Here is a 15,855-nt window from a genome sequence, read left to right as displayed (position 1 = left end):
CTCAGTCATGAGTCAACTATGGAGGCACTGTGAAGGCATTGCAAGGCGTTGAAGGACATGTGGAGTGGGTAGACCATCCGAGCGCGGTTTGCGACGTGGGTCAAGTGAAAATTCGGACAGCTGCCGCGGGCCTCAACCGCGCCGACTTGCTGCAACGTGCCGGGCTGTATCCGCCACCGCCGGGTGCCAGCCACATTCTGGGCCTTGAGTGCGCCGGTGTGATCAGTGAAGTGGGCCCCGGTTCTTCCTGGCAAGTGGGCGACCGGGTGTGCACCCTGCTGGCCGGTGGCGGCATGGCCGAGGAAGTGGTGGTGGACGGTCGTCACGTGCTGCCGGTGCCCGCTGGCCTGTCGCTGATCGAGGCGGCGGCCATCCCCGAGGTGTACGCCACGGTGTGGCTGAACCTGTTCCAGCTGGCTGGCCTGAAGCCCGGTGAAAAAGTGCTGCTGCACGCCGGTGCCAGCGGCATCGGCTCGGCTGCCATCCAGCTGTGCAAGGCGTTTGGCAACCCCACCTGGGTCAGCGTCGGTTCGGCCGAGCGCCTGGCCTACTGCGAAGCCCTGGGCGCCCAGGCGGGCGTGGTACGTGGCGATGGCCTGGAAGCGCTGAACGACTTCGGCCCGTTCGACGTGATCCTGGATCCGGTGGGCGCCAACTACGCCGACCTGAACCTGAAAGTGGCGGCGGTGGATGCGCGTTGGGTACTGATCGGCCTGATGGGCGGTACCAAGGCCAACATCGACCTGGGCAAAGTGCTGGGCAAGCGCGTGCAGATGCTGGGCTCGACCTTGCGCAGCCGCAGCGACCAGTTCAAGGCGGATCTGCTCAGCGACCTGGGTCAGCATGTGTGGCCGCTGTTCGAGGAAGGGCGCTTGAAACCGCAGGTGGCGCGGACCTTCCCGGTGCGTGATGCCGAAGCGGCGTTTGCCGAGTTGGCGACGAACCAGGTGTCGGGCAAGGTGGTGTTGGTCATCGATCCGTCCTTGGTTTAATTCGGGTGTCGTTCTTTTCGCGGGCAGAGCCCGCTCCCACAGATGTCGCGCCTGGCGCTGTCATTGTGGGAGCGGGCTCTGCCCGCGAAGGGCGCAACGCGGTCTACCTCTCGCGCAACGCCTCCGTACGCGCCTTCAACACCGGCTTCAACAGATAATCCAGCACGCTCTTCTCCCCGGTAATGATATCCACCGTCGCCGTCATCCCCGGGATGATCACCAACGGCTTGGCGTCCCCGCCCAAATGGTTTTTATCGGTACGCACCTGAATCAGGTAGAAACTGTTGCCCTTGTCGTCGGTGATGGTGTCGGCGCTGATCAGCTCCAGCTTGGCTTTCAACCCCCCGTAGATGGTGTAGTCATACGCACTGAACTTGACCATCGCCGGCTGCCCCGGGTGCAGGAAGGCCACGTCCTGGGGCCGTACCTTGGCCTCGATCAGCAGGTTGTCTTCCAGCGGCACGATCTCGACCATGTCGCTGCCCGGCTGCACCACGCCGCCGATGGTGTTGACCTTCAGCGTCTTGATGATGCCGCGCACCGGCGACACCACGGTGGTGCGGCTGACGCGGTCGTCAATGGCGATGCTGGTGGCGGTGATTTTCGACAGGTCCGTGCGCTTGGTGTTGAGGTCTTTGGCGGCGTCCGAGCGGAACTGCTGGTTCGACTCGTTCATTTTGCTCTTGATCTCGTTGATCGCCGCCTCTGCCCGCGGAATCGCCAGGGTGGTGGCGTCCATCTGGCCGCGTGCTTCCACGGCGCTGCGCTTGAGGCGCAGGATTTCCACCGGTGAAATCGCCCCGGTGCCCACCAGCGGCGTGGACATGTTCAGTTCCTGTTGCAGCAGCGCCAGGCTGGAACGGTACTGGTCCTGCTTGGAGCGGAACTCGGCCAGCTCCTGGGTTTTCTGCCGCAGTTGTTCATTGAGGGTTTGCTGCTCGCTGGCCAGGCGCCGTTGGCGCGACTGGTAGAAGCCCATCTCATCATTGGCCACTTGCGGGGCCTTGGTGCGTACCTCCTCGGACACCACGAACGGCTTGCCGTCGGTCTCGGCCTGCAGGCGTTCCACCTGGGCCATCAGCGCATAGCGGTCGGCCTCGCTCTCGCCCTTGTTGGACAGAAAACGCGTGTCGTCCAGGCGCAACAGGGTATCGCCCTTGCTCACCACCTGGCCTTCGCGCACGAAGATCTCGGTGACGATACCGCCCTCAAGGTTCTGGATAACCTGGACTTTGCTGGACGGGATGGCCTTGCCTTCGCCCATGGTGACTTCCTGCAGTACGGCAAACTTGGCCCAGATCAGGGCCACCACCAGCAAGGCGGCGCACAGCCACACGGTAATGCGCGTCAGGCGCGGTGAATCCTGCAGCGCAGCGCTGGCAAGTTCGGGCATGAACTCGCTCTCGGCGGTTTTGCCGAAACTGCTGAAATAGCCGCGCAAGCCTTGGGAAGCTGACATCAACAACACTCCTAAACAGGCGTCTGGCCGACACGGCCTTTGCGCAGGGCTTCGATAACCGCTTCCTTCGGACCGTCGGCGACGATGCGGCCGTTGTCCAATACCACCAGGCGGTCAACCAGGCTGAGCATCGAGGTGCGGTGGGTGACCAGCAGCACGGTCTTGCCCACCACCCAGTTGTGCAGGCGCAGGCGCAGGGCGTCTTCGCTGGCGTTGTCCATGTGGCTGGTGGGTTCGTCCAGCACCATGATGGGCGGGTCCAGCAGCAGTGAGCGGGCCAGCAGCACGGCCTGGCGCTGGCCACCGCTGAGCAGTTGGCCGCGCTCGCCCACCGGGCGGTCGAAGCCTTGCGGGTGCTGGCGCGCCAGCTCGGTGACACCGGTCATTTCTGCCACTTCCAGCATGCGCGCGTCGCTGACGTAGCGTGCGCCCATGGTCAGGTTGTCGCGCAGGCTGCCGGCCAGCAGGGGCAGGTCGTGGGCCACGTAGCCGATCTGCTGGCGCAGGTCGGCCACGTCCAGCTGGCGCAGGTCCAGGTTGTCCAACAGCAGCTGGCCTTCCTCGGGTTCGTAGAAACCCATCACCAGCCGCGCCAAGGTGCTTTTGCCCGAGCCGCTGCGGCCGATGATGCCGATGCGTTCGCCCGCCTTCATGCTGAAACTGACATTCGCCAGTGCCGGTGCGTTCTGGTTGGCGTAGCGGAAGGTCACCTGGCTGACCGCCAGGGCGCCTTGCAGCTGCGTGCGTTCCAGTGGGCGCTGGGTGGTGTCGCGCTCTTGCGGCAGGGCCATCAGCGCATCGGTGCTGACCATGGTCAGTTGCGCCTGCTGGTAGCGGGTGATCAGCCCGGCGATCTGGCCCAAGGGCGCCAGCACGCGGCTGCTGAGCATGTAGCTGGCCACCAGGGCGCCGACGCTGAGGTTGCCGGCGATGATGGTGTACACCCCGGCGACAATCACCGCCATGCCGGCGAACTGCTGGATGAACATGGTGCCGTTGGTGGCCAGCGCCGCCAGGTTGCGGGCGTGGCTGTCCAGGCGGGTGAGGGCGCCGTGGGTGGTTTCCCACTGGTACTGGCGTTCGCTCTCGGCGCTGCAGGCCTTGATGCTTTCCAGGCCGCTGAGGGTTTCGATCAGCAGGGCCTGGCGCTGGGCGCCCAGGGTCAGGCTTTTTTGCACGGTGTCGCGCAGTTTGCTCTGGATGATCAGGGCAAAGAGGATGGTCAGCGGGAAGGCGACGATCGGGACCAGCACCAGCCAGCCGCCCAGCAGGCCGATCACCGCCAGCATCAGCACGGCGAAGGGCAGGTCGATGATGCTGGTCAGGGTCACGGCGGTGAGGAATTCACGCAGGCCCTGGAAGTCGTGGATGCTCTGGGCGAAGCCGCCGATGGTGGCTGGCTTGGCTTTCATGGCCATGCCGGTGATGCGCTCGAACAGCGTGGCCGACAGGATCAGGTCGGTCTTCTTGCCGGCGGTGTCCAGCAGGTGCGCACGCAGCACGCGCAGCACCAGTTCAAACAGCGTGCCCACCAGCAGCCCGATCACCAGTACCCACAGCGTCGAGGTGGCCTGGTTGGGCACCACGCGGTCGTAGGTTTGCATCACGAACAGCGGCACCATCAGGCCCAGCAGGTTGATCATCAGGCTGGCCAGGATGGCATCGCTGTACAGCCAGCGCGACAGTTTTAACGTGTCGCGGAACCACGCATGCACCCTGGGCATCAGGGGCTGGCGCAGGTCTTCAAGTTCGTGGCGGGGCCGGGCGAACAGGGCTTCGCCACTGTACTCGGCCGCCAGTTCTTCCAGGCTCACCCACTGCTCGCCGCCCTCGGCCTCGCTGGGCAGGATCAGCGCGCGGCCGTCCTCGCCCAGACGCCGCAGCACGGCGCAACGGCCGCCCTTGAGCATCAGCAGCACCGGCAGGTTGAGCGCCGAGATTGTGCTCAGCTCCCTTCGCAGCAGGCGTGCCGACAGGCTGGCGCGGGCGGCGGCGCGTGGCAGCAACTCGGCGCTCATGCGTTGCTGCGCCAGCGGCAGGCCGGCGCTCAGGCTGGCCCGGCTCACGGCGCAGCCATGGAGTTTGCACAGGATCAGCAAACCATCCAGCAGGGGGTCATCGAAACTCAGGCGCGGGTCCGTTGCCGGCCCCGCAGGTTGCATGCTGGTCACGTGCGGTACTCCAAAGCAAAGGTGCAGTTACCCAAAAGACAGTTACTTCATGTCCGGCAGACGTGCCTGGTTTTTCACTTCCGTCTGGGCAACCGCTTCGTTAGGCAGCACCACGCGTTCTTTTTCCAGCAGCACGCCCATGTTGGCCAGCACGCGGTACATGGAGAACTCTTCGGTGTAGCGCACTTCGGTGTAGCGGCTGCTGGCGGTGTACAGCTCGTTTTCACTGTCCAGCAAGTCGAGCAGGGTACGTTGGCCCAGGCCGAACTGGTCCTGGTAGGCGGCGCGCACCTTGGTGGTGGTCTCGGCGTATTCGCGGGCGTAAGGGGTCTGGGTGCGGGCGTTGTTCATGGCGTTCCAGGCCAGCGACAGGTTCTCGTTGAGCATGCGCAGGGCGTTGTTGCGGATGTCCATGGCCTGGTTGATTTTGTGCGCGTCGGACTGCAGGCGCGCCTTGTCGCTGCCGCCCTTGAACAGGTTGTAGTTCATCACCACGCCGGCGCGCCATTCGTTGTCGCGGCCCTGTTCGCCGGAAATGTTGTTGTTGGCGTCCACCGCCAGTTCCGCGTCAAAACGTGGATAGAACGGCGACTTGGCCACCTCGTACTGGCTCTCGGCAGCGGCGACATCAGCCTGGGCCGACTTCAGGTAGGGGTTGTTGTCGAGCATGCCCTGGCGGGCGGCGACCAGGTCGGCGGGTACTTCGCCACGGATGCTGGGTGGTGCTTCCAGCTCGTCGGGCATGCGCCCCACGGTGCTGTAGAAATTGGCCTCGGCGTCCGACAGGTTGACCTGCGCGGTGTTCAGGTTGTTCTCCGCCAGGGCACGACGGGCGCGGGATTGGTCGACGTCGGCGGTGCTGCCCACGCCGCGCTCGCTGCGCAGGCCGATCTGGTCGTTCACGCGCAGGTGCGCCTGCAGGTTGTTCTTGGCCAGGTTCACCAGTTCCCGCGCCTTCAGCACGTTGAGGTACACCTCGATGGTGCGCAGGGCCTGGGTTTCGGCGGTGCCGCGCAGGTAGTACGCACGCGAGTTGACCACTTGCGAGGTGCGCGCCACTTCGTTGGAGGTGTTGAAACCGTCGAACAGCATCTGGCGCAGGCGCAGTTCGGATTGGGTGTAGTTCAGGGTTTCGGTGTTGCTATTTTCGATGGCCCGGGTAGTGGGGCTGTCGGTGCGCGCCCGCCCGTAGGCGGCCACCAGGTCAACGGTAGGGTAGTAACCCCCGCGCGCGACCTTCTCGTCCTCATCTGCGGACAGGCGGTTGTTCAGATTCGACTGGATTTCGGGGTGGTAGCTGATCGTGCTCTGAATCGCCTCTGTCAGCGTCATGCCGTGGGCTTGGGCGCAAGCCATCGCGATCAAGACCGCGCTGCAGATGGGGGTGTAAACGCGCATGGGGTGAATCTCCCTGGAGTCCTAAGTGGTGCTGCAATCGCCAAAAAAATGGCGAAAATATGGGTCAAACCGTTTCAGGCTTGTAACATGAGAGCTAAGAACATCTTTAGAGAAATCTAAGAACTTTTTGGAATAAAACTTATGCGAAAAAAAACTTATGCAGTGTACAGTTTTCGAGACATTGTTCTCCTCAGGTCGCCCGCATGACCGCTTAAACCCAAGAGTTACGGGCGATGACCAAAAGTTCAACAAAATTTTGCAGCACTGGGCGGGGAAGTAGCGAAGGGGAGAACCGAGAAGGAATTTGGCGACAAAATATTGTCACATGCACTGCCAAACGCCTTCTTGCAACTTCACTGGTACACGATTTCACGGATTCCTTTGATTTGATTAAGGTTTTTCACTGTGAAGCGTTTCCAGGATTAGGTAGGGCCTGACATCTAGCGCCGGGCAGTGCTCCCTTCACCGGGAGCCCTCAGCAGACCACAGCCGGACCACACGCGAAGCCATTAGCACTTTTTCTGCAAAACCCCACGCCCACTGGGCAGATGAGGAGTGCATATGGCCACGTTGATTGGTGTAGTCAGTCAGGTAATCGGACACGTTATTGCGATTGGCGCCGACGGCAGCCGCCGCGAGGTGCATCAGGGCGACCGCCTGTTCGTGGGTGAGCAACTGGACACCGGCGCCGATGGCGCGGTGGCCGTGCACCTGCAGAACGGCAAGGAGCTGACCCTGGGCCGCGGCAGCGAAGTGACCCTCAGCCAGCAGATGCTCAATGGCGACATGGCCCCGCACGTGGCCGTGCAGGAGTCGACCGCGCCCAGCCAGGCCGAGTTGACCGATGTGCAGAAAATCCAGCAAGCCATCGCCGCTGGCGCCGACCCGACCCAAGCCGCCGAAGCCACGGCCGCAGGCCCGGCTGCAGCCGGTACCCCGGGCGGGGGTGGCGAGGCGGGCGGTGGTCACAGCTTCGTGCTGCTGACCGAGACCGCCGGTGTCGTTGACCCGGTGGTGGGCTACCCCACCGCCGGTTTCAACGGCGTGCCGGAGTTCGTCACCCAGGAGGTGGCGCCCCTGACCAACACCAACGCCGCCCTGGTGGCGGTGGACAACGACGTCACCCTCGGCGGCCTGGGCGATGGCGTCAGCGTCAACGAAGCCAACCTGGCCGACGGCTCCAGCCCCTCGGGCTCGGCACTGACCCAATCCGCCAGCTTCACCGTCAGCGCGCCTGACGGCCTGAGCAACCTGACCGTGGGCGGCATCACCGTCATCAACAACGGCAACCTGGTGGGCGTTGGCCAATCGATCACCACCGGCCTGGGCAACACCCTGACCATCACCGGCTACAACCCCACCACCGGCCAGGTCAGCTACACCTACACCCTCACCGGCCCCGACACCCAGCCGGCCGGCGGCGGTGCCAACACCGTCACCGAGAACCTGACGGTCAGCGCCACCGATTCCAACGGCACCAACAGCACCGGCTCGTTCACCGTGACCGTGGTCGACGACGTGCCCCAGGCCGTCAATGACAACCCCACCACGGCCGCCACCGAGCAGAACCTGGTGCTGACCGGCAACGTGCTGACCAACGACATCCAGGGCGCCGACCGCATCGCCATCACCGCGACCAGCGGCCCGATCACCCCCGGCACCTACACCGGCACCTACGGCACCCTGGTGCTGGCCACCGACGGCAGCTACACCTACACCCTCAACGCGGCTGGCCAGGCATTCAACAACCTGCACGGCGGCGGCACGGGCACCGACAGCTTCACCTACACGCTCAACGACGCCGACGGTGACACCAGCACCGCGGTGCTGACGCTCAACGTCAACAACCTCAACGACCCGGTCACCTTCAGCTCCCCCACCGTGGGTGGCCTGAACACCAGCGTCAACGAAGCCAACCTGGAGCTGGGCAGCAACCCCACCTCCACTGCGCTGGCGCAAAACGGCCAGTTCACCGTCAATGCCCCCGATGGCCTGCAAACCCTGACCATCGGCGGTGTGTCCATCGTCACCAACGGTGTGGGCATCAGCTCGCCGGTGAATATCGAGACGCCGCTGGGCATTCTGACCATCAACAGCTATACCCCTGCCACCGGCGTGGTCAGCTACACCTACACCCTGACCCACAACGACGTGCACGCCGACGCCCAGGGCCCCAACACCCTGACCGACACCTTCCAGGTGGTGGCCACCGACACCGACGGCAGCACCGCCACCACGCAACTCACCACCACCATCGTCGACGACGTGCCCCAGGCGGTGAACGACAACCCCACCACGGCCGCCACCGAGCAGAACCTGGTGTTGACTGGCAACGTGTTGACCAACGACACCCAGGGCGCCGACCGCATCTCGATCATCAACAACACCGGCCCGATCAGCCCCGGCACCTACAACGGCACCTACGGCACCCTGGTGCTGGCGGCCGATGGCAGCTACACCTACACCCTCAATGCCAATGGCGATGCGTTCAAGAACCTGCATGGCGGCGGCAGTGACACCGACACGTTCACCTACACCCTCAATGATGCCGACGGCGACACCAGCACCGCGCAACTGACGCTCAATATCAACAACATCAACGACCCGGTGACCATCACCGCGCCGGCGGTGGGCGGGCTGGACACGACGGTCAACGAGGCGAACCTTGATCTGGGCACCACCCCCACCCCTGGGGCACTGACGCAAAGCGGGCAGTTCACCATCACCGCCCCCGACGGCCTGAACAACCTGACCATCGGCGGCGTGAACATCGTCACCAACGGCGTGGGCAATACCGCCCCCGTGATCATCGAGACCGGGCTGGGCACGCTGACCATCAATCCGGTCGACCCTACCACCGGCGTGGTCACGTACAGCTACACCCTGACCCACAACGATGTCCATCCGGACGGGCAGGGCATCAATACGCTGCCCGATACCTTCCAGGTGGTGGCGACCGACACCGACGGCAGCAGTGCCGTCACCCAGATCACCACCACCATCGTCGACGATGTGCCCCAGGCGGTGGACGACAACCCCACCACGGCGGCCACCGAGCAGAACCTGGTGCTGACCGGCGACGTACTGGGCAACGATGTCCAGGGCGCCGACCGCATTTCCATCATCAACAACACCGGGCCGATCAGCCCCGGTACCTTCAACGGCACCTACGGCACCCTGGTGCTGGCGGCCGACGGCACCTACACCTACACCCTCAACGCGGCGGGCCAGGCGTTCTACGACCTGCACGGCGGCGGCAAGGGCGTGGACAGCTTCACCTACACCCTCAACGATGCTGATGGCGACACCAGTACCGCCACGCTGACGTTGCAGATCACCAACCTCAACGACCCGGTGACCATCACCGCGCCGGATGTGGGTGGCCTGAACACTCGCGTCAACGAAGCCAACCTGGAACTGGGCAGCCGTCCGAACGAGGCGGCACTGACCAAGAGCGGCCAGTTCACCATCACGGCGCCCGATGGCCTGCAAAACCTGACCATTGGCGGCGTTGCCATCGTCACCAATGGCGTGGCCAATACCGCCCCCGTGGTCATCGAGACCGGGCTGGGCACGCTGACCGTCGACCCGGTCAACCTCACCACCGGGCTGGTCACCTACAGCTACACCCTGACCCACAACGATGTGCACGCTGACGCCCAGGGCCGCAACACCCTCACCGACACCTTCCAGGTGGTGGCCACCGACACCGATGGCAGCAGCGCGGTCAGCCAGCTCACCACCACCATCGTCGACGACGTACCGCACGCGGTGAACGACCGCCCCACCACGGCTGCCACCGAGCACAATCTGGTGCTGACCGGCAATGTGCTGACCAACGACGTGCAGGGCGCCGACCGCATTTCGATCATCAACAGCACCGGCCCGATCAGCCCTGGCAGCTACACCGGCACCTACGGCACCCTGGTGCTGGCGGCTGACGGCAGCTACACCTATACGCTCGACGCGGCGGGCCAGGCGTTCTACGACCTGCACGGCGGCGGCAAGGGCCTGGACACTTTCACCTACACGCTCAATGACGCCGATGGCGATACCAGCACCGCCACGCTGACGTTGCGAATCACCAACGTCAACGACCCGGTCATCATCACCGCGCCCGACGTTGGCGGCCTGACCACCACCGTCAATGAAGCCAATCTGATCAATGGCAGCAGCCCGGACGCAACCGCCCTGGTGCAGCACGGTCAGTTCACCGTCTCTGCCCCCGACGGCCTGCAAACCCTGACCATCGGCGGTGTCGCCATCGTCACTGGCGGCGTGGGCATCAGCTCGCCGGTCACTATCCCGACCGCGCTGGGCACGCTGACCATCAACAGCTACGTGCCGGCCACCGGCGTGGTCAGCTACACCTACACCCTGACCCATGCCGATACCCACCCTGCAGGGGACGGCACCAACACCATCACTGACAGCTTCACCGTTGTGGCCACTGACACCGACGGCAGCACGGCCACCAGCCAGTTGGTCACCACCATTGTCGACGACGTGCCCCAAGCCGTGGCCGATACCGGCGACGTGGTCGAAGGCGATCACATCACCATCAACGTCATCGGCAACGACAAGGTGGGCGCCGACGGTTCCACCGTGGTCAGCGTGCAGGCCGCTGCCAGCAGCAATGCCACTGCCGTCAGTGGCAGCGCCGGTGTCACCGTCGAGGGTACCTACGGTTCCCTGACCATTAATGATCAGGGCGTGGCCACCTACCAGGCCAATCCCAACTCGGTGAACACCGACGGCAAGACCGACACCTTCACCTACACGATCCGCGACGCGGACGGTGACCTCAGCACCACCACGGTCACCATCACCCTCAGCGATTCGGGCCTGAAGGCCACCGACCTGGGCGGCTTCGTGTTCGAGGCGGCACTGCCCACCGGCACCCACCCCGACTCCACCCTGGAAACCGTCAGCGGCAGCGTGCTGAACGCCGGCAGTGGCGGGGTTGGCGCGCTGACCTACACCCTGGCGGGCGCCGATGCCAACGGCAACGTCACCACCCAGTACGGCACCCTGCACCTGGGCAGCGACGGCACCTACACCTACACCCTGACCAATGCGCCGCACATCGTCGGCCTGGGCACCCTGGACATCTTCACGCTGGTGACCACCGACAGCGTCGGCAACCAGACCCAGAGCCAGATCACCATTGCCATCGTCGACGACCGCCCCGTGGCGGTGAACGACGCCCAATCGGTGATCGAGGGTGGCATCGCCCAGGGCAACGTCCTGGCCAATGACGTGGGCGGCGCCGACGGCATCGCCGGGGTCATCGGGGTCAAGGCGGGCTCCAGCAGCTCCACCGCGATTCTGCACACAGGCGTGGGCAGCGTCATTCAGGGCACCTACGGGCAGTTGGTGATCCAGGCCAATGGCGATGCGGTGTATCACGCCAACCCGGATTCGGCGGCGTACGGCCAAGTCACCGACACGTTCAGCTATACCATCGTCGACAAGGACGGTGACACCAACACGGCCAACATTACGATCACCATCAACGACGCCGGGCTGGTGGCGCACACCCCCGATGGCGTCACCGTGTTCGAAGCGGCGCTGGACACCGTGCAGAACCCTGGCGACCTGGCCCCCGGCACGTCCAACGGCAGCCTGGCGTTCCTGCCGGGCGAGACGGCCAATGGCACCGTGGCAGGTTCGGTCACCGGTGGCGTCGGCGCGCTGAGCTACAGCATTGCCGGCACCGCCGATGCCAACGGCAACGTGCAGGGGCAGTACGGCGTCATTCACATGAACGCCGACGGTACTTACACCTACACCCTCACCAATGCGCCCAAGGTCGAAGGCATCGGCACCACTGAAAGCTTTGCGGTGGTCACCACCGACAGCGCGGGCAACCACGCGGTCAGCCAGTTGACCATCAACATCGTCGACGACAGCCCGATCGCCGTGCATGACGCCATTACCGTGACCGAAGGCCTGTTCGGCACCGGTAATGTGCTGGCCAATGACATTGCCGGCGCCGATGGCTTTGGCAGTGTGGTGGGCGTGAAGGCGGGTTCCAGCGCCAGCACCGACAGCCTGTCGGGCGGCGTGGGCAGCATCATCCAGGGCACCTACGGGCAACTGGTGATCCAGGCCGACGGCTCGTCCATCTACCACGCCAACCCGGACGCAGCCTACAGCGGCACCGTCACCGATACCTTCAGCTACACCGTCGTGGACAAGGACGGTGACACCAGTACCGCCAACATCACCATCACCATCAAGGATGCTGGCCTGCAGGCCTGTGACGTGAATGGCGTGGTGGTGTTCGAAGCCGGTCTGGACACCGTCAAGGACGGCGCTGACCTGGGCGCCAGCACGGTTACCGGCAGCCATGGGGACTGGACACTCGAAACCGCCAGCGGCACCGTGGCCGGCTCGGTAACGGGCGGGGTGGGCACGCTCACCTACAGCATCAACGGCACCGCCGACAGCAGCGGCAACATTCAAGGGCAGTACGGCCTCATCCACATGAACGCCGACGGCACCTACACCTACACCCTGACCAGCGCGCCCAAGGTCGCCGGCATCGGCACCACCGAAAGCTTTGTGGTGTTGACCACCGATAGCGCCGGCAACCACGCGGTCAGCCAGCTGACCATCAACATCGTCGATGACAAACCAGTGGCCGTGCATGACGCCATCACCGTGGGTGAAGGGCAGTATGCACAGGGCAACGTGCTGGCCAACGACGTGGCGGGCGCCGATGGCATCTACCAGGTCATCGGGGTCAAGGCGGGCGCACAGATTCAGCCTGTGGCGGGCAACGTGGGCAGCATCATCGTCGGCACCTATGGCCAACTGGTCATCAACGCCGACGGCAGCAGCGTCTACCACGCCAACCCCAACGCGGCCGCTCACGGCGACGTGGTGGATAAATTCACCTACACGCTGGTCGACAACGACGGCGACATCAGCACCGCCACCGTCTCCATCACGGTGACCGATTCGGGCCTGCACATTGTGCCGGGCACAGGCCCCGGCGTGACCGTGGCCGAAGCCGCCCTGGACCTTACCCAGGATGGCAAGGACCTGGCCGCCGGCACCGTGGTGGGCAGCAACCCTGACTCTACCGCCGAAACCGCCACCGGCTCGGTGGCCGGTTCGATTTCCAGCGGTTCGGGTACCGTCACCTACAGCATCGACGGCGCCACCAACGGCCTCTACACCACGGCCCATGGCGTGATCCAGCTCAACAGCGACGGCACGTTCACCTACACCCTGACCTCGGCGCCCAAGACCGATCCGTCGGCCAACAACGGCACCGATACCACCACCGACACCATCACCTACCGCGGCACCGATGCCCAGGGCAACAGCGTCACCAACCAGTTGGTGATCAACATCACCGACGACGTGCCACAGGCAGGTTCCATCGACCGTGCGGCCATCGCGCCACAGGCAAACACCAACGTGCTGCTGGTGATCGACGTGTCGGGCAGCATGAACGATGCCTCGGGGGTCAACGGCCTGACGCGGCTGGAGCTGGCCAAGCAGTCGATCATCACCCTGCTGAACAAGTACGACGCCGAAGGCGACGTCAAGGTCCAGGTGGTGACGTTCAACAACGCCACACAGACCGAGAGCAATGTGTGGGTCGATGTGGCCACGGCCAAGGCCTACATCGCCGGGCTGACCGCCAGCGGCGGTACCAACTATGACTACGCGCTGACGGCCGCCAAGGCTGCCTTCGCCGCCAATGGCAAGTTGGTGGATGGTCAGAACGTGACTTACTTCTTCTCCGACGGCAACCCGACCCTGTCCGATACCCACCCATCCTCGGGCAATGGCCAGTCCACGTCGCAGACCAACACCAACCTGGGCGATGGCATCGACACCACCGAGGAAGCGGCCTGGACCAAGTTCCTCACCACCAACGACATAAAGGCCTACGCGATTGGCCTGGGCAACGGCGTGGAGGCGCAGTACCTGAACCCCATTGCCTACGACGGCACCACAAACACCAACACCAACGCCGTCGTGGTCACCAACCTCAACGACCTCAACAGCGTGCTCAGCAGCACCGTGCAGAACGTCTCCCTGGCGGGCAGCCTGCTGTCCAACGGCACCTTTGGCGCCGACGGTGGCTTCGTCAAGTCGATCACGGTGGACGGTGTCACCTACACCTATGATCCGAAGGCCAAGTCCGGCGCGGGTGACATGAGCACGGCCGGTGGCACCAGCCACGGCACGTTCGACACCAGCACCAACAGCATCACCGTAACCACCAGCAAAGGCGGCACCGTGGTGGTGGACATGGACAACGGGGCGTACACCTACACCTCCAACGGCGCTACCACCACCTACACCGACAAGGTCACCTTCCAGCTGTCGGACAACGATGGCGACCTGTCCAACCCGGCCAACCTGAGCGTGACGGTAACCCCGAACTCGCCACCGGTGGCGGCTGCCGATCATGTGATCACCAACGTCCTGTCCTCGACCATCATCGTGCCCAGCGAGGCACTGACGGCGAACGACACCGATGCCAACGGTGACCCGCTGACCGTGGCCAACACCGGGTTCGCCACCGGCTGGGGCAAGGGCACGGACTTCACGGCCACCAGCAAGCAGACCATCAGCTTCACTGGCCATGGCAACAACTACAGCAACCAGGCCATCAGCCTCGACCGCAGTTCGTTCCAGGCCACGGCTGCCAGCATGACGGCGGCGTTGCTGGTCACCGGCTACCTGGCCAACGGTAGCAGTGCCAATGCCAATGACTACATCACCGTGCACCTCAAAGCCGGGGAAAGTCTGAGCATCACCGACAACAGCAACAGCCATCTGAACTTGAGCTGGTCGTTGGGCAATGGTCAATCCACCGGCCTGGGTGATGGCGGCACGCTGACGGCGAACACCGAGGGCGACTACACCATCCATGTGGCCCATGCCAGCGGGTATAGCGGCAGCAATGTCGAATACACCCTGGGCATGAACATCAACTACGCCGGCGCTGCCGCGGACGCACCTGACCTGAATGCCACCTACACCGTCAGCGACAACCACGGCGGCAGCGACACCGCGGCCGCGGTGATCAGCTACCAGGCCGGGCATACCCTGACCGGCACCTCGGGCGATGACATCCTGATCGGTGACGACAGCGGCAACACCCTGCTGGGCAAGGGGGGCAATGACTTCATGATCGGCGGTGCCGGCAATGACGTCTTTGATGGCGGCACCGGTATCAACACCGTCAGCTACCACAGCGCCAAGTCGGCGGTAACCGTCGACCTGAGTAACACCGGGGTGCAGGACACGTTGGGTGCCGGGCACGATCAGTTGATCAACATCCAGAACCTGCTGGGTTCCGATTATGCTGACCACCTGACCGGCAACGACCAGGCCAACGTCATCAACGGCGGCCTGGGCAATGACGTGATCAACGGTGGTGGCGGCAACGACACCATCATCGGCGGCCTGGGTGACAACACCCTGACCGGCGGCGCGGGGGCCGATACCTTCCAATACCTGGCGGGCAACTCGGGCCACGACACCATCACCGACTTCACCCTGGGCACCGACAAGCTGGACCTGTCGCAACTGCTGCAAGGCGATGGCGCCACCGCGTCCACGCTGGATGATTACCTGCACTTCAAGGTAACCGGCAGTGGCTCGGGGCTGGTGTCCAGCATCGACGTCAGCACCACCGCGGGTGGTGCAGCCACCCAGACCATCGACCTGAAAGGTGTCGATGTGGCCAGCCACTACGGCGTGACGCCAACAGCGGGGGGCGTGGTGTCGGCGCATGACACGGCGACCATCGTCAGTGGGATGTTGGGGGATCATTCGTTGAAGGTGGATGTGGCTTGATGGG

The 15,855-nt window shown here is 64.3% G+C and carries 5 protein-coding genes; 2 read left to right on the top strand and 3 right to left on the bottom strand.

Translation table 11 applies throughout. The features are described 5' to 3' along the window. Nucleotides 1–29: 29 nt before the first annotated feature. On the top strand, nt 30–992 hold the full coding sequence (locus tag ACZ9GA_RS21150; RefSeq protein WP_027977315.1) for a zinc-binding dehydrogenase: 963 nt from the start codon (nt 30–32) through the stop codon (nt 990–992). A gap of 103 nt (nt 993–1,095) precedes the next feature. Here the strand turns inward: ACZ9GA_RS21150 and ACZ9GA_RS21145 are convergent, their stop codons facing one another. From ACZ9GA_RS21145 to ACZ9GA_RS21135, 3 genes are read right to left on the bottom strand one after another with little or no spacing between them, the layout of a single operon-like run. Further along, the gene (locus ACZ9GA_RS21145) at nt 1,096–2,451 is read right to left on the bottom strand and encodes an HlyD family type I secretion periplasmic adaptor subunit (protein ID WP_457360903.1); all 1,356 of its coding nucleotides are present in this window, start codon (nt 2,449–2,451) and stop codon (nt 1,096–1,098) included. An 11-nt stretch (nt 2,452–2,462) separates the two neighbouring features. Then, nucleotides 2,463–4,622: a type I secretion system permease/ATPase gene (locus tag ACZ9GA_RS21140; RefSeq protein ID WP_457360904.1), complete on the bottom strand. Its 2,160-nt coding sequence runs from the start codon at nt 4,620–4,622 to the stop codon at nt 2,463–2,465. A gap of 42 nt (nt 4,623–4,664) precedes the next feature. Further along, nucleotides 4,665–6,020, bottom strand: a complete 1,356-nt coding sequence (locus ACZ9GA_RS21135; protein WP_457360905.1) for a TolC family outer membrane protein — start codon at nt 6,018–6,020, stop codon at nt 4,665–4,667. 561 nt (nt 6,021–6,581) lie between these two features. Here ACZ9GA_RS21135 and ACZ9GA_RS21130 point away from each other — a divergent pair. Next, complete coding sequence (locus ACZ9GA_RS21130; RefSeq protein ID WP_457360906.1) at nt 6,582–15,851, top strand: retention module-containing protein; 9,270 nt, start codon at nt 6,582–6,584, stop codon at nt 15,849–15,851. The last annotated feature ends 4 nt before the right edge of the window (nt 15,852–15,855 follow it).

It is taken from the genome of Pseudomonas sp. TE3644 (assembly GCF_056278815.1).
This window is presented reverse-complemented; position numbering and strand designations above follow the sequence as displayed.

Coding starts and splice junctions, on each gene's coding strand:
- ACZ9GA_RS21145 (WP_457360903.1), bottom strand. CDS start 2,451: ATGTCAGCTTCCCAAGGCTTGCGCGGCTATTTCAGCAGTTTCGGCAAA.
- ACZ9GA_RS21135 (WP_457360905.1), bottom strand. CDS start 6,020: ATGCGCGTTTACACCCCCATCTGCAGCGCGGTCTTGATCGCGATGGCT.
- ACZ9GA_RS21130 (WP_457360906.1), top strand. CDS start 6,582: ATGGCCACGTTGATTGGTGTAGTCAGTCAGGTAATCGGACACGTTATT.